Annotated in this window: 12 protein-coding genes; 4 read left to right on the top strand and 8 right to left on the bottom strand. The window is 51.1% G+C overall.

Going from position 1 to position 16,097, the window contains the following annotated elements; genetic code table 11:
- Positions 1-363: 363 nt before the first annotated feature.
- Positions 364-1,080: a peptidylprolyl isomerase gene (locus AC0YNZ_RS17205; RefSeq protein ID WP_475827773.1), complete on the bottom strand. Its 717-nt coding sequence runs from the start codon at positions 1,078-1,080 to the stop codon at positions 364-366.
- A 235-nt stretch (positions 1,081-1,315) separates the two neighbouring features.
- On the opposite strand from AC0YNZ_RS17205, the gene AC0YNZ_RS17200 reads away from it, so the two are divergent.
- Both AC0YNZ_RS17200 and AC0YNZ_RS17195 read left to right on the top strand, forming a co-directional pair.
- Entirely contained in the window at positions 1,316-2,098 is a 783-nt protein-coding gene (locus AC0YNZ_RS17200) for a CPBP family glutamic-type intramembrane protease (protein ID WP_475827772.1), read from the top strand.
- Positions 2,099-2,418: 320 nt separating this feature from the next.
- Positions 2,419-3,696 (top strand): histidine--tRNA ligase, encoded by a 1,278-nt coding sequence (locus AC0YNZ_RS17195; RefSeq protein ID WP_475827795.1) that lies wholly within the window; start codon positions 2,419-2,421, stop codon positions 3,694-3,696.
- 152 nt (positions 3,697-3,848) lie between these two features.
- Here the strand turns inward: AC0YNZ_RS17195 and AC0YNZ_RS17190 are convergent, their stop codons facing one another.
- The 5 genes from AC0YNZ_RS17190 to AC0YNZ_RS17170 form a co-directional block, all read right to left on the bottom strand.
- On the bottom strand, positions 3,849-4,799 hold the full coding sequence (locus AC0YNZ_RS17190; RefSeq protein ID WP_475827771.1) for an aldose epimerase family protein: 951 nt from the start codon (positions 4,797-4,799) through the stop codon (positions 3,849-3,851).
- Positions 4,800-4,916: 117 nt separating this feature from the next.
- On the bottom strand, positions 4,917-7,028 hold the full coding sequence (locus AC0YNZ_RS17185; RefSeq protein WP_475827770.1) for an alpha-galactosidase: 2,112 nt from the start codon (positions 7,026-7,028) through the stop codon (positions 4,917-4,919).
- Positions 7,029-7,121: 93 nt separating this feature from the next.
- The gene (locus AC0YNZ_RS17180) at positions 7,122-8,726 is read right to left on the bottom strand and encodes an extracellular solute-binding protein (RefSeq protein ID WP_475827769.1); all 1,605 of its coding nucleotides are present in this window, start codon (positions 8,724-8,726) and stop codon (positions 7,122-7,124) included.
- A 188-nt stretch (positions 8,727-8,914) separates the two neighbouring features.
- Positions 8,915-10,702, bottom strand: a complete 1,788-nt coding sequence (locus AC0YNZ_RS17175; protein WP_475827768.1) for a sensor histidine kinase — start codon at positions 10,700-10,702, stop codon at positions 8,915-8,917.
- Positions 10,680-12,245, bottom strand: a complete 1,566-nt coding sequence (locus AC0YNZ_RS17170; RefSeq protein ID WP_475827767.1) for a response regulator transcription factor — start codon at positions 12,243-12,245, stop codon at positions 10,680-10,682. The genes AC0YNZ_RS17175 and AC0YNZ_RS17170 overlap by 23 nt, the downstream gene beginning before the upstream one ends.
- A 180-nt stretch (positions 12,246-12,425) precedes the next feature.
- Here AC0YNZ_RS17170 and AC0YNZ_RS17165 point away from each other — a divergent pair, with 180 nt between their 5' ends.
- Entirely contained in the window at positions 12,426-13,397 is a 972-nt protein-coding gene (locus tag AC0YNZ_RS17165; RefSeq protein ID WP_475827766.1) for an ABC transporter permease, read from the top strand.
- Positions 13,398-13,427: 30 nt separating this feature from the next.
- Positions 13,428-14,321: a carbohydrate ABC transporter permease gene (locus tag AC0YNZ_RS17160; RefSeq protein WP_475827765.1), complete on the top strand. Its 894-nt coding sequence runs from the start codon at positions 13,428-13,430 to the stop codon at positions 14,319-14,321.
- A 541-nt stretch (positions 14,322-14,862) separates the two neighbouring features.
- On the opposite strand, the gene AC0YNZ_RS17155 is transcribed toward AC0YNZ_RS17160, so the two are convergent.
- Complete coding sequence (locus AC0YNZ_RS17155) at positions 14,863-15,357, bottom strand: glutathione peroxidase (protein WP_475827764.1); 495 nt, start codon at positions 15,355-15,357, stop codon at positions 14,863-14,865.
- A gap of 487 nt (positions 15,358-15,844) precedes the next feature.
- A complete protein-coding gene (locus tag AC0YNZ_RS17150; RefSeq protein WP_475827763.1) occupies positions 15,845-16,033 on the bottom strand; it encodes a hypothetical protein in 189 nt (62 codons plus the stop codon).
- Between the last annotated feature and the right edge of the window lie 64 nt (positions 16,034-16,097).

Below are 16,097 nucleotides of genomic sequence, written 5' to 3'. Positions count from 1 at the left end.
AACTATATGCAGATCGTAATCCGATAACGGTTGTCTAGTTTGATTTTGCCTAATTAAACAGCGTTTTGGGAGAGCAGCTTTAAAAAATGACCGATTACGTTTGCAAAATAGAGCTAATCCGCCTTGCTCGCATCCCGGGCGCGATTTAGTTTCGTGAAATCAAACTAAGTAAGGTTGTACAGGCAGCTTTCGCTTGCCCGTAATCTGCTGCAATCGACTGAAAGCAAGAAATGGCGGTACAGGACTGAACTGACACCCACCCTGCACCGCCATTTCCTATTCCGCGTTGATTTGAAACGTTAACGCTGCTAATCGTTCACCGCATTAACGGGCCTAAGGACGGCGATGGCCGCTTGCGCCTGCTTATTTTACTTTTGTCGGTTCTTCGAACGTCATACCGAGCGTGTCTACCGTTACTTTTTTCATCGAAATCGGAGTTTCCGGCCTATCGTTCGCACCGGTTGTCTGATTCACGATTTCGTCTACCGCATCCATGCCTTCCGTTACTTTGCCGAAGGAGGCGTATTTGTTATCGAGCGAAGGCGCGTCGGCAACCATGATGAAAAACTGCGAGCCTGCGGTATCCGGCTCACCGGTACGCGCCATCGAAAGCACGCCGCGCGTATGCTTCAGCTTGTTCTCGAAGCCGTTACTGCTGAACTCGCCGGCAATGCTATAGCCGGGACCGCCCATTCCCGTACCCTCAGGATCTCCGCCTTGAATCATAAACCCTGGAATAACGCGGTGGAAAATGACCCCGTCATAAAAACCTTTATTTATGAGAGAAATAAAGTTGTTCACCGTATTAGAAGCAACTTCCGGATAGAGCTCAAGCTTAATGATTTTGTCATTGCTTAGTTGGATGGTCACGACGGGGTGCTTGTCTGGACCCAGCAGTTCAGGACCATCCTCTACTGGCGCTTCAGTAGGGGGAGTCGTACTCACATTGCCATTGTTCGAGCTTGCGCCGGAGCTTTTGTCCCCAGCCGCGTTCTTGCTTGCGCCGCAGCCCGAAGCCACAACGAGCAGAATGAGCATAAGAAGCAGCATCATCCCAAGACGTTTGTTATTAAACAGCATTCCAATATCCTCCTCAAATTTTGCATTCCCTTCCTTTATTCCATTTGTATGATAACATATGGATCGATTTAAATGCGAGAGAGCCGCTTTATGTTCTAGATAAGACCGTAAACCCCAATAGCAATTAGCAGGAAATAAGCGGCGGTCTCGCGAATATACTTGAAGTTATAACCTGACATGACTTCGTTCATTGGTCGAGAACCATTTATGATTTTGATTAGGAAGGGCTTAGGCAATGGGAATGTTATTTGCAGTCATCGGTTTCCTTATTATCGATTTATATTTTAATCTCATTCCGCGTTTATTTCCGCTAGATACCGTCTCTTGGCTGTTGTATGCTTGCTTGTTTTTTGTATTAGCCCATCATGTTGCTAAGCTGACCGGCTTAAACGGAATAGGCGATTTGGGTGTAAAAGCTCATTTTGGCTGGAAAAGAAATCTCCGGATCGGGTTTTTATTTGGCGCAGGCATTTGGGCAGCGATGTACTTGCTTTTATGGGGTTTTGGAGACTTTGAGATTACCGGTGTGAAGAAAGCGCCGGAAGCCGTTATTTTTGTTATCGAGACGTTTGCAGGCATGTTTCTTGGCTCGCTTATGAATGATCTCATCGTACGGGGCTATATATTTGCTCATCTTAAGGGTAAAGTGCTGAACGTTTATTTATTGCTTATATCCGCGTTTATTTATGCGCTGGATGATGTATGGCTGGTTGGCTTCAGCATCTCGAACACTATATTTTCCGTTATACTCGGTTTATTGCTTGGTTATGTGCTTCTAAAAACGGGATCGATTTGGATGAATACGGGTATACATACGGGCTTAAACGTCATGTACTGCTTCGTATACGGCATTCCGGGGCGTGAGGCTGCCAAGGGCCTGCTTTTAACGACGCCAGGGGGGAGCCGTTCCTTTCTGCTGGACCATGCCCATATACTAGCGGCTATCGTATTGCTTCTGGTTATCCTTGCTGCATATGGCCGTTTGAGGCTTAATTCGGCTAATAAATACAGGTACTGATAACGGGCTGCAGGTGCAAAGTGCTGTTGGTTAAGGCAGTTAATCATATAAGCAGTTAAACATACGGCAGCTAAAAATACAGTTGCGAAACAAGCGTTGATTCGCTATAATCACTTTAATTCAGTCGAAGGGATTGGGTATCATGTACAAATTCCAATTGAATCAGCATCATTATTTCACCAAGCGTTAGCACACCTGAACAACATTCAGGGTGGGCTAGCGCTTCTCGCGTTGGCCTCCCTGCAGCATACGATGCGCGCAGGACCATGAGGTCCTGCGCGTTTTTTTTATTCCAATAATCCGGGAGAGGAATGATCGTGATGCAGAATGTGAAGGGTACTTATGATTATTTTGGCAAGGAGCAGGCGCTCAGGAGGCAGATACAAGCAACTCTCCGTAAAAAGTTTGAGCTCTATGATTTCGATGAAATGGTGACGACCGAGCTGACCGGGCTTGATTTCTTGACCTCCAAATACGCGGGCGGCGATGAAATTATGAAGGAAATGTACCAGCTGACGGATCAGCGAAGGCGACGATTAGGGTTGCGGTATGACCTGACGATCCCTTTCGCCAAGGTGATCGCATTAAATCCGGGGATCGAGATGCCCTTCAAGCGTTATGAGATCGGAAAGGTGTTTCGTGACGGTCCCGTTAAGCGCGGGAGGATGCGGGAGTTTTTGCAATGCGATGTCGATGTTGTCGGGGTAAAAGGGCCTGAAGCGGAGGTAGAATTGATGCAGCTGGCGGTCGACGTATTCCGTACGCTGTCGCTTAAGATTCAGCTGAAATGGAACAATAGACGGTTTCTAGGCGAGGTTCTGGCTGCTATCGGAGTTCCAGCCAAGGATTCGCTGTCGGTCATGCTGACGCTGGATAAGCTCGCAAAAATCGGAGCGGACGGCGTGAAGGAAGAGCTTGCCGGGAAAGGATTGGCGGACGGGTTGAGGGATGCCGTTACCTTGCTGATTACAATAGAAAATCCGTCGCTCGAGGAGCTTATGGACATATACGGTCTGCAAAATAGCGCGGGAGCGCTGGAGGTGCTGGCAGTACGGGATATGTTGGGCAAGATTGGACTGGCGGAGGACTGCGTGTTTGATCCATTTCTCTCGCGCGGGCTATCGTTCTATACGGGAACGGTCTATGAAATATTTGATGCAGCGGGCGGCTTCTCTTCGAGCTTGGGCGGCGGCGGGCGCTATGATGCGATTATTGGACAGCTGGCCGGCAGGGACGATATCGAATACAGCGCGGCCGGGTTATCGTTTGGCATGGAGTCGATTATGGCGCTGCTCGAAAATCGTGCGACGGAAGCGGCTGCCGCTGCGGTTGTCCTCATTCCCGCAGGCGTATCTGCTGCGGAAATGCTGCAAACAGCGGCTGAGCTGCGCGCGAGCGGCATTCGGGTGAAGCTCGATACGAGCGGGCGAAAGCTGAAAAATATTCTCGCCTCGGTAGCAAGCAGCGGAATCCGTTATGCGCTGCTGCTGGGGGAAACGGAATGGAAGGCTGGAAGGGTCCGTTTAAAGGACATGGAAGAGCGGACCGAGCGGGAAGTGAGCGTTGATGAAGCGATATACTTATTAGCCGACAAATGATGCCCGCTGTCGTGCAAAACAGACGGTTAACCACGCATATTGCGGCATTATAAGAACGGATAGCCGCAGGGATGCAATCGGCACCGGTTCTTCCCGGAGAGCCGGTGCCGATTGTTACAGCAGGGCAGACCGTCTATAGGTTCAGACGGGGATTAGCTGCCGGACAGTTCAATCTCCAGATACCATTCGCAGCTGCCGAGGCCGGTAACCTCGGTAATCATGCCGCGCTCCTTGGCGTAGGCCAGATCATCGAGAAATCCGGTGGCCGGTTCGATGGCTGCGTGATATTGGCCGAGGTAACCGCTGTAATTGGCCCATATGGACAAGTAGGGAACCTTTTCCTTGGGAAAATACATGGTCAGACGCTCGCCCGTTCCAGGGTCGTAAAGCGAAGCTTGCCCTTCCGGCAGCTCCCCCAAGAAATAAAACTTTTCCGCCGTTTGCGCTTCCGCCGCTTCGGTCACGTTCAGCCGAATGCCGGGTTCCTCCGGCAGCGGTCTTGGCCAGTCCCTCGTCGTGCCGCGCGGGCCAAGCCTGTCATTGTGTGAATAGGAGACGGCAATGCGCTCAAGCCCGGAAGGAACAATAATCTCCATGCCGGCATGGATCTGGAACAAGGGATGCGCCGCCCAGAGGAAAGGCATCGGATAAGGAATACGATTGCGTAATAAATAATCAATCCGCAATCGTCCCGCTGCTGTGAAGGAATACGTTTTCTCCAGACGATAAGGCAGACGGATGCCGTCTACAACGCAATGAAGCGTATTCCCGCGCAGCTCGGATTTCCAAGGTAGCGACCAAACCTCGCCATGGTCGGGAAGCTCCGTCCCGTCCCATGGAAATACGGGATACCGGCAGGCATTAACCGTCGGGAACATCTCGTCCCAGCCGCTCCCGTCGCCGTCTGCGAAGGAGCTGGCATATCCCTGATTGCCGAGCGGCAGGTTTGTACGGGAGAGCCACTCCCGACCGTTCTTCGGATTGATTAACGAGACGACCTTGCTGCCGAGCTTAGGAGAGAGCGCCAGCTCCACGAAGGGGCTGCGCCCGATCCATCCCTCATAGCCTTCTATATCTTTGCGTTCCCAGCTGATGCTGCTCATGCGTGACTGCTCCTTTTTTAACGTTCGTTGCTGCCGTATTGGCGAGGCGAACCGGAATAAAAAATCCCTTCCGAATACCGAAGTACACGGAAGGGGATAGCTTCTCCCATCCAATTGTTAGTGCTGTGCTCTAATATGGTACAACAGGCTGTCGAAATCGCCGCGCAGCGGCAGTGCGATGCCGATATTCATCAGCGCGCGGCCGCTCCAGCATCCTTCCAATTGGTCGATGGCATACGTTTTGTCCGGGTCCAGGCCCTGCAGGCATAGCCGCGGAAGCGAATCGCCCAGCTTCTGCGAATGCAGGAAGGCGAACAGGACGCTCGCGCTGCTGTCATCGCTGATATACTGCACGGCAGAGACGCCCTTATGCTTCAGCGCTTGGAGACGGTGCTGCCTGCCGTATTGGACTAGCGGCCGTATCGCCTTGTACTGCGCGACCAAGGCGGCCGATTGCTCGATCCACTCATCGCTCCATTCATTCAGGTTGGAGCCGATGCCGAGTGTGCCCGTCATGGCGCTGTGGAACCGGTATTGGAGCGATGTAACCCGCTTGTTCATTCCGCTTACCGCTTCCGTCACCCAGCAGGTCATCATCTTAGGCGCATAGGCGTAAGAGAAGCCTTCCTGAATGCTGAGCCGGTCGAAGGCGTCGGTGTTGTCGCTCGGCCAAGCCTGGTCGGCGTAGCGCAGCATGCCGAGATCGATCCGGGAGCCGCCGCCTGCGCATGTCTCGAATGCCACCTGAGGGAAGCGACGGCGGAGCTCCGCCCAGATATCGTACAGGCTGTGCACATGGCGAATCCACAATTCCTTCTGCCGGTTAAGCGGATGATCCTTCATGCCCGGCTCGGTTATGGTCCGGTTCATGTCCCACTTAATGAACGTAACGGGATGATTGTTTAAAAGGTCGGTCATGAAAGCAATAATATAGTCCTTGACCTCAGGCTTCGTAATATTAAGCACAAGCTGGTTGCGAAGCTCCGTCCGCGCACGCGTCGGGAAGTGATAGACCCAGTCCGGATGGCTGCGGTAGAGCTCGCTGTCCGGATTGACGGCTTCCGGCTCCACCCAGATGCCGAAGTCCATACCGAGCCCGCGAACCTTATCGATCAGCTCGTTCAGCCCGTTCGGGAATTTATCCGGATTGACCGTCCAATCGCCCAGACCGGCACGGTCATGGTTGCGCTGCCCGAACCAACCGTCGTCGACGACGAACAGCTCGACGCCGAGCTTGGCAGCCTTCTCCGCAAGCGCCATCTGATCCTTGGCTTTCACGTCGAAGTAAGTCGCTTCCCATGAATTGTACAGTACCTTACGCAAATCCCGGCTAGGCGTAATGTAATCGTATTGATACTGATGCAGCTGACGGCTCATTGAACCGAAGCCTCCCGCCGTGTAACCGCCGACGAAGGCCGGCGTCTCGAACCGCTCGCCGGGACCGAGCGTCCACTCGCTGTCAAAGTCGTTAATGCCGCCCGTTATCCGTACTTGGTTAAAGGCAGTCTTCTCAGCGACGATCTTCCAGTTGCCGCTCCAGCCGAGCGCGCCGAACCACACCTTGCCGGCATCCTCGGATGCTTGTCCGTTATCGACGGCGAACCAGGGGTTCGCATGGCCGTCGGTGAAGCCGCGTCTCGATTCAAGCACCTTTTTGCCCTCCGACAATACCGTCTCTCTAAGCTGGAATTCGCCGGACCACTTGCCTGTCACATGAGTCAAGCGGTAGTCGGCCAAGTCCGGAAGGGACCAAGCGGCCGATTGGGCGCTTTCCACGAGAATGTCCTGCGAGCCGGTGTTGATGATAACCGCTGACCGCTCGATCAGATCATGCTCGGGAATGACGGAGTAGGCGAGCTGCGCTTCCAGCGGATAGACCTCATCCTTCATCGTGATGGTCAGCGTCACTTTGCCGTCCAGCGTTTCAATCCGATGCCCTACGTATTTCGCGCATAGATCGCGTACGCCGTCATGCCACTGGACCTTCAGCGACGGCTCGGCATAAGTAAGCCCGCCCCAGAAGCTGTATTCCTCGGCTTCGCGCTCCAGCTCGGCGTCGAAGGAGCTGTGGAACCGTGAGCGGAGCAGCGGCGCGCAATCAGCGGCGGTTACCGGCTCGCCCCAATGCAGATGCTGCAGGCCGCCCTTGTCATTCAAGCCGAATACATAGGAGCTGTTGTTCGTGGATATGGAGAAAATGCGCCTTTCGGCGTCATAATGAATCGTCAATGCCATCACCTCTATTTGATTTTGAGTGCGCTTGGAAAGAAGGAAGTCAAAGACAGCGTCTTTGACTTCCTTGAATGAACGGGCTACCGGTCGTTATTTCCACAATTCCATGCGCTGCTTGTAGTTGTCATTGTAAACCTTCTCCAGTTTGGAGAGGCCTGCCGCTTCCGCTTCCTTCAGCATCTGATCGTAAAACTGCGATACTTGTCCTTCGGACGGAGCGAGTACCATTTTCAAGAAATATTTACTGATGATTTCGTTAACCTTCTGCTCCATGATCGCTTCCGTCGTGCCGCCGGCAGGACCCAGATTATCGTATTCGGCGGAGTCGAAGGAGGAATCGGCCAAGTTCTTGATTGCCAGCGCTGTAGTCGCATCCGTCTGGTAACGGTAGATCAGGTCGTAAGCGGTGCCGTCGCTGCCCGGACCGTTCTTAATCATCCACGTCCACTTGCGGATACCGTACTTCTTCGAAGCTTCCGCGAAGTTTTTATTAAACTCGTCGATAATTTCCGGACGCGGCGTGTGCTTGCCGTCCACCATGTCCCAATGCTCGCCTTCAATTCCCCACATCATCAGGTATTGGCCTTCTTCGCTTGCCAGGAAGTCGAGGAACTTGATCGTGCGTACCGGATCCTTATTCGTCTTGGAGATCGTTGCGCCATCCCAGCCGAGCGAGCTCTTAGGGCTGTATGTCGTCTTGGCCGGGTCAATGCCCGGAGCGATCACTTTATATTGGTAGAACTGGCGCTCATCGCGCTTCGCCTGATCCTTCGCGTCGGTTTTCAGCACTTCATTTGAAGGCACGACGTTCCAGGATGCCTCGGCTGTTGCGAATACGTTGCCGGCGCCGAGCTTCTCCTCGAACTGCTTCTTCTTCAGCGTCACCCATTCTTTATCGAGCAGGCCTTTGTTATAAAGGGAATTCATGTACGTGACCATCTCGAGATAGCGGGGATCGCGGACATCCTTCAGCAGCAGCCCGTCCTTTTCGTAGTAAGGCATCATGCCGAACATACCCTTGAATGTGCCGGTTACGGCGCCCATGTTCTCGCCGTTCAGCGTGAGCGGGATGGACGGCTTGCCGTCAATCGTCGGATATTTTTCCTTGAACTTAACGAGCAGATCCTCGAACTCTTGAGCGGTGAACGCTTCGCCGTTGCTTACTTTGTCGCCTACGCCCAGCTCCTTCATAATATCCATGCGCATGAGGAAGCCGAATACCGGATATTGCTCCAGGCCGTACCAGTTAGGCAGGTAATAGTTTTTGCCGTCCGGATTTCTGGTTTTCTTCAGCGTGTCGCCGTACATCTTCTTAATGTTCGGACCGTATTGATCGATAAGATCGTTAAGCGGTATGATCGCGCCCGTAGCGATATATTTGTTCATAATATCGCTGCCGCGGTCCAGCATAAGCACATCCGGCAGCGTGTTGCTCGCCAGCATAAGATTGAGCTTCTCTACCGGATTGCCTGTCGGCTGCTGGATTTCCAGCGAAATGCCCGTTTTTCCGGTAATCGCTTTCGCAACCGGATTGGTGAAGGCGTCTCCCGTATTTTTATCGAACCATGTCAGCTGCAGCGGTGACGAATCATTCGAAGCTGCCCCTTCATTAGCGATTGGCGCAGCTTTGTCTCCGCAGCCTGCCAGGAGCGTAAACGTTAACACCGCTGACAGCAGGATCGTCCATTTCTTCATCTTGGTACCCCTCTCTTTGGTCAATCATTGTGTGTAACCCGGCCGTATGTTCATTGTAGAAAGCTTTGGAACCAGAAGCCATATCGCATTGTTACTATTCATATTGGAAAATGACTTTCATGCAGTAAAAGCCCGAAGGCCTGTCTCCCGTCAGGGGGGAGGACAGGCCCGGAGGGCATGGCGAGCCGTTAGGCGTCATGCGGTACCCGCTTTGGAATACGCACCGTTACCGTAGTGCCGATACCCGGCTTGCTGAACAAGCTGACGCCATAGCTCTCGCCGTATGTGAGCTTTATTCGTTCATGGACGTTCCTTGCGCCGTATCCGGACGGACTGTCGGTTTTATGAAATACCTGCTCAAGCGCCGCTGCCGACATCCCGATTCCGTCATCGATCACCTTCATGACGATGTCGTCGCCGTCTGCATACACCTTCACGATAATATTGACGCCGGAATCCTGCCATAAGGCGTGATTAATGCAGTTCTCGACGAACGGCTGCAAAATAAGCTTGATCGTCGACAGCTTGAACAGCTTCTCGTCCAGGTCGTAATGCATATGCAGCTTGCCTCTGAACCGGACTTCCTGGATAGAGATATAATTTTTCACCAGATTGATTTCCTGCTCGAGAAGAATGATGCGCTTTCCTTTGTTGAGCGAGATCCGGTAATATTTCGCTAAGTGATTGACCATGCGGTAAACCTGCATGCCGCCCTCTTTAACGGCCAAGGCGGAGATGGAAGCCAGCGTATTATATAGAAAATGCGGATTGATCTGCGCCTGCAGCGTCGTAAGCTCGGCCTCCTTCATGGAAATCTCCTTCACGTAGACGTCATCGATCAGCTCCTGGATCTTGGAGGCCATTTTGTTAAAGGCGAAGGATAGCTGGCCGATCTCGTCATGCCCCATGAACTGTACGGCGACCTGGAAGTCGCCGCGCTCGACCTTGCGGATATGCTGCAGCAGCTGCTCGATCCGCTTCGTAATCAATTTTGACGTGACGTAGATCAGAGCGATCGCAGCCGCAATCGCGCCCAGCGAAATCCACACGATGCGGGCCGTCGACTTGTTCGTATTGGCGAGCAGCTCGCTGTACGGCACCGTAATGACCGTTCTCCAGCCGTTGCTTAGCTGCTTAAAGGTATAGAAGCGTTCCTCGCCGTTAACGGTCATGTCGAACCTGCCGGCTGCCGCGTTCAGCTTTTCCCCAATCGGATGGGTATCATAAAGCCTTCTCCCGATCATAGCTTCGTCTCCCGCCGTGATCACCACGCCATTATTGTCGATAATAAAGACGCTCTTATTGATATTTTCCTTCTCGATCATGGAATACATCTCATCATCGCTAAGAGTAATGGTCAGTATTCCGTAAGGGTGCGTGAGGCTGAAGTAGCTGAGCGAGCGTGCCAGCGTAATCGAATGCTCGCCGGAGGTCTCGTCCATCGTTTGCGTGAAAACAATATTTCCGGCTGCCTGCAGCGCCATCTCCCGTACCGGGGCAGGGAGTTCCTCTGTGTAGCGGATATATTCGCCGTCGGAATAGAGCGTCTTGTTGTCGGTATAGATGGTGATGCCCCGTACATTGGAATTCAGCGTAAGCAGGGTAGTCATGGTCCGGTTAATGTATTCGAACGCGTCCAAATAGTAGAAGGCTTGCTCATAATTGTTGGATAAATAATTTCGCAGCTGCGAATCCATGTAGAGCAGCGTAGACAGCTGTTTGTAATAATCCAGCCGGTTCTCGATATTCGTATTGATCTGGCTTAGCGTTCCGCCGAGACTGGCGTATGTCTGCTCCGTGATCTGATTCCGGGCCGAGGAATACGAGTAATAGAAGAGCAGGGAGAACGGAAGGATAGAAATGATCAGAAAGATAATAAAAAATTTGTTCCGCAAACGCATATTCAAGACGAGCCCGAGCCTGCCGTTCATGTTTTTCCGGAAGCCCAGCTTCTTATAAATTTTTGCGATATTCATTCGGAGTGACTCCTTGGTTTTTCAGAAATAACGAGATGAAGTAAGAGGTACTCTCGTAGCCGACCCGCTGGGCAATGTCCTGAACCTTTAAGGAGGCATCGCCGAGCATTTCTTTCGCCTTCTCGAGCCGAATTTTCGTTAAGTAATCATGAATCGTCATGCCGGTCTTCTCCTTGAAGATCGAGCGCATATAATTCGGCGACAGGTACACCTGGCTGGAAAGGCTTGTGATCGTGAGCTGCTCGTGATAGGTCCGGTCAATGATTTCCCTTACTTGATGGACAAGCTTGCTGTTCTTATCCGTCGATCGCTCCTGCAGCGCGTTCAAGGCGTGGCTGACTCCCTCCAGGACAATCGCTTCGATATCCTGTATCGTATTGCTCTCGTAGACGGCGTGATAATATTCGCTTCTTCCCGTGTGCGGGGCAAGCGTCTCGGGGCTTGTCCGGGTAATCTCCGAGAGACGGTCGCCGAGCATGACTGCCCAATCGCCAATTTGCCTCCGCCGGATCCGAAGCTGCGCTAGCTTGGCGATGTAATTGCGTACGATCGCTTCTGCTTGCTCGCGGTCAAGCTGATAGAGCGTATCGAGCAGTTCATTCTCCTCGAAAGGCGGAAGCTGGTCGCTGTCGAAGCTGCCGCGGCTGTACTCTGCATGAAGCACCTTCCCGCAGCCAGCGTAGAACCGCTCGCTGAGCAATTCCCTTGCATGCTCGTATAAGTCATTTACGTCCAGCAGATCGCCGCTCTTATCGCCCACGGCGATCGTAATCGTGCAGGGCAGCGCCGTACGCACCGCTTCCGCGAATGCCGTCCACAGCGGCCGGCTGTCCCCGTTAAGCTCAGCATCCCTTATAATGGCGAGTTCTCCCTCCCGCAGAGACACCGTTGTGCAAGCTTCCTTACGCTCTTCGCGGAAAAAATGATCGGCGATCAGCTGCAGGCGGGCGACGCATTCATCCATAGGAATAGGAATCCCGGTCTGCCGATAGCGCTCATCGACGCTGCAGAGGGTGAGCGTCACGTCAAGCGGAGCTTCTACATTGCGCCGCTCCAGGCGTTTGAAGCTGGCAACGAGGTTAAGCATACGTTCTTTATTTTTCTCGTACATCAGTTCCTTGACGATGTTGGATTTCGTGCCTTGAACCGATTTGTTCTGAAGGCGGGCCTCTTCGCATTTCTGCTTCACCTTCTCCATAAGCTCGGCAATCTCATCGAGATCGAGCGGCTTGAGCAGATAGCCGACTGCCCCGACATTTAACGCCGACCTGACGTAATCGAATTCATCGTGGCCGGTCAGGAATACGATCTTCATCCATTCGAATCGCTCGCTGACGAGCTTGGCCAGTTCAATTCCGTTCATCTTCGGCATTTTTACGTCGGTCAAAATAATATCCGGTTGAATCGCATTTATTTTCTCGATCGCGTCATGGCCGTTCAAGGCCGTGCCCGCTACGTAGATCCCCATCTCTTCCCACTTGACGAAATCCCGCATCATTTCCAGCTCAACCTCTTCATCATCTACCAGAAAGATACTGTACATGATTGTGAATCCCCCTTCATGACCTTTATGGAACCCCATTATATCGCTTTCAGTCCGGTTCCTAATATGCTGCGCAAAATGAAAGTTATTTTCAAGCATGAATCGGAACATTGTCATATCGACTTCGGTTTTTGGCTGGACCTATAATTTATTTATCAATTAAACAGCGAGGTGTCATGCATGCAAGCAAACACGAATGTACAAGAAAGAAGAGAGCTAAAGATTCCTCGGGGTAACGTATGGACGGTCTTCAAGCAGCAAAAATATTTGTTCCTCATGATGCTGCCGGCACTCGCGTGGGCGGTCTTGTTCGCTTATACGCCTATGGCGGGCTTGTATATGTCGTTCGTTAATTACCAGCCGGTGCTTGGCGGATTTTGGGAGACGCTGTTTGGCAGCGAGTTCGTAGGCTTCCACTGGTTCCACTACTTCTTCACGAACGGCGATTTCCTCATCATAATGAGAAATACGCTCGCTTCAACGCTCATTACGATTCTGTTCTCGTTTCCAATGCCGATCCTGATCGCCATCGCAATTAATGAGATTAAGAATGTCGCGTTCAAGAAGACGGTGCAGACGGCATCGTATTTACCCTACTTTATCTCTTGGGTTATCGCGGCCAACATTATCGTAACGATGCTATCCTCGGACGGGGCTGTTAACGCGATCTTGAAGTTTCTGAACCTGACGGATGAGAGCGTCTTGTTCCTGCAGAACGGCAAATATTTCTGGTGGATCGTCGCGCTCGGCAACACGTGGAAGGATATGGGCTACAGCTCCATTATGTATTTGGCGGCCATCTCGTCGATTAATCCGGAGCTGTATGAAGCGGCCAAGGTGGACGGTGCCAACCGGTTTGAGCAAATTCGCTACATTACGCTGCCGCATCTTAAGCCGACGATTGTCATTCTTTTGATTTTGGCGCTTGGCGGCGTTCTGAATGCAGGTTTTGACCAGCACTTCCTGCTGGGCAATGAGCTGACCAAGGATTATTCCGATGTATTGTCTACTTACTCGTTCCGGTTCGGGATTCAGAGCGGTATGTTCTCCTATGCTTCTGCAGTAGGAATGTTCAGCTCCGTCGTAGCGTTTATTATCGTCATTATCGTTAACTTCGCTGCCAAACGGGTCAACGGGCAGTCGCTGTTCTAAACTAAATCGATCGAGATTGGAGGGTAACGCATGATAAGCAAAAAAACGACTGCCGAGCATCTGTTCGATGCCGTGCTGTATATATTTCTGTGTCTCATTTTTATCGTAACGTTCTATCCGTTCTGGAATATTCTTATTATCTCTGTAAATGACGCGACGGATACGCTGCGCGGGGGATTGTTCCTGTGGCCGAGAGAGATCACATTCGAGAGCTATAATACGATCTTTCATAATCCGGAGATTTGGAGCGCGATTAAGGTAACGGCGCTGCGCACCGTGATCGGTACGGCAGTCTCTGTCTTTTGTATCTCGATGCTGGCGTACACGCTCAGTAAGCGCAATCTGCTAGGCTGGAGATTTTTCTCCTTCTTCTTCGTCTTTACGATGTATTTCGGCGGGGGCTTGATTCCGACCTACATGGTCATCAAGTCACTCGGATTGATCGACTCGTTCTGGGTGTTCATCTTCCCGGGCATGATCGGAGTATTTCTAATGATTCTCGTGCGAACCTTTATTGAGCAGCTGCCGGGCGAGATCGAGGAGTCGGCGAAAATCGACGGCGCAAACGACCTTCAAGTTTTTTTCCGGATTATTATGCCGCTGTGCGTTCCCGTGCTTGCGACGATCAGCCTGTTCCTGGCGATCGGACACTGGAATTCATGGTACGACTCGTATATCTACACTTACAAGCCTGATCTTAAGACGCTGCAGGCCGTATTGGTTAAAATCTTGAATCAGTTTCAGACCGGAGATATGATGTCCGATGCGGCACAGCTGGCGCAAGGTTCAAGCCGTGTGCCGGTATCAAGCGAAAGCATTCGGATGTCCGTCACGATGGTGGCGACACTGCCGATTATTATGGTCTACCCGTTCGTGCAGAAATACTTCGTCAAAGGCATGATGATGGGGGCGATCAAAAGTTAAATCCATGAAGCGCAAGGAGCCGGCCGCCCGGAATAAGCTGGAGATCAGCTTAGGCGGCTTGAAAGAGTAAGACGATAGGAAAAGAGGCTGTCTCAAAAGGGGGAAGCTCGACTGAGAGACAGCCCGCTTTGACTTTGATCAACAATGACGCGATAGGATGAAGAAATGGCGGTTCAGGGGGGGAGTCCTGTACCGCTATTTCTTTATTTTGATTTTTTGGGAGACAATATTTCGTTTATTCGTTCGATTTCATAAAACTAGATTTCGTTTACTTCGTTCGATTTCATAAAACTAAATCGCGCTCAGGATGCGAGTAGGGCGGATTAGCTCTATTTTGCAAACGTAATCGGTCATTTATAGAAGCTGTTCTCCCAATACGCTGTTTAATTAGGCAAAATCAAACTAAATCGCCGTTTTTGGAAAACGATCTGCAAATAGTTTCAGGAAATCGAATTAAACCGCCGGGCGGTAAATAATAATTAGGTCTGTAGTGAAAAGAGCCGCTGCCGCCAGTTGGTTTTCGTGACAGCCCCTTCGTATATCAAGTGTGGGTAGGTATCTTCAGCAGCTTCTGGATATAGCTTTCGATTTGCTCGGGCGTATCTTTAGACCCGAAGCGCTTCAGTACTTTACCGTTCTGATCAACGAGGAACTTCGTGAAGTTCCATTTGATGGATTTCGAGCCGAGAAACCCGCGCGCTTCATTCGTAAGATGTTTGAAGAGGGGATGCGCATGGCTGCCGTTCACATCGATTTTCGCATAGAGCGGGAACGACACTCCGAAGTTGATTTCGCACGCCTCTGCCACTTGGCTGTCATCGCTTAGCTCTTGATTGGCGAACTGTGAGGAAGGAAAGCCGAGCACGGAGAAGCCCTGCTTGCTGTACGTATCATGAAGCTTTTGGAGACCCTTGAACTGAGGCGCAAAGCCGCATTTGGTAGCTGTATTCACGATCAGCATAACCTTCCCTTTATAGGAGGCGAGCGTCTGCGATTCTCCCCGGATCGTCTTTACCTCAATATTGTATAAGGACATTAGGAACAACCTCCAATATCTGAATTTATATTTTATATAATTCAATTTTACTCAATTTAAATAAGGGAGTCAAATCTAAAACAAAAGTTTAAGCCGTAAAAGCGTGACATATCCCCCGAATGATGATCCGCTTTGAAGATATGCAATAAAAACAGCCTAAAAAGCGGAGAATAAGACAACATGAAAAACGCCATCTAATTGACTCCATTTTAGGTTCTCACTTTATTTATCAGGAATTTCTCCCTCTAATTAATCACATAAACCTTTAAAGCGGCGAATTTCTTCAGATTACATGGAGGATTTCCAGCTAATTGAAGCTGCAGGGCTTATACGGGGAAAATAACAGGAGCTTTTCCTGTTAACTAACCCGCGCGCATGTTTCATTTTCGATGTAACTCGTTGTAACAAAGGCAAAAGAAAAGGGAGCCCCGGAGGACTTCTCAGACCTCTTGGGACATCCCGGCTTGTTGAAGAAACACAGCGGAGGTTAGTTAGTTTCACGACACGATAACCAATTAACCTCGTTAATTTCATTGATCTTATCAACTTCATCGATCTCATCGATCTCATCGATCTCATCGATCTCATCGATCTCATCGATCTCATCGATCTCATCGATCTCATCGATCTCATCGATCTCATTGATCTTATCGACCTCATCGACCTCATCGACCACCGAACTTTAGCTGAATGAGCATCGCTTTTACCGTGTGCCCGGCACGACGGATTTTTGCCGCGTC

The organism is Paenibacillus sp. J2L1-98 (assembly GCF_056269405.1).
The sequence above is the reverse complement of the archived record's forward strand: the minus strand, read 5'-3'. Positions and strand labels throughout refer to the sequence as shown.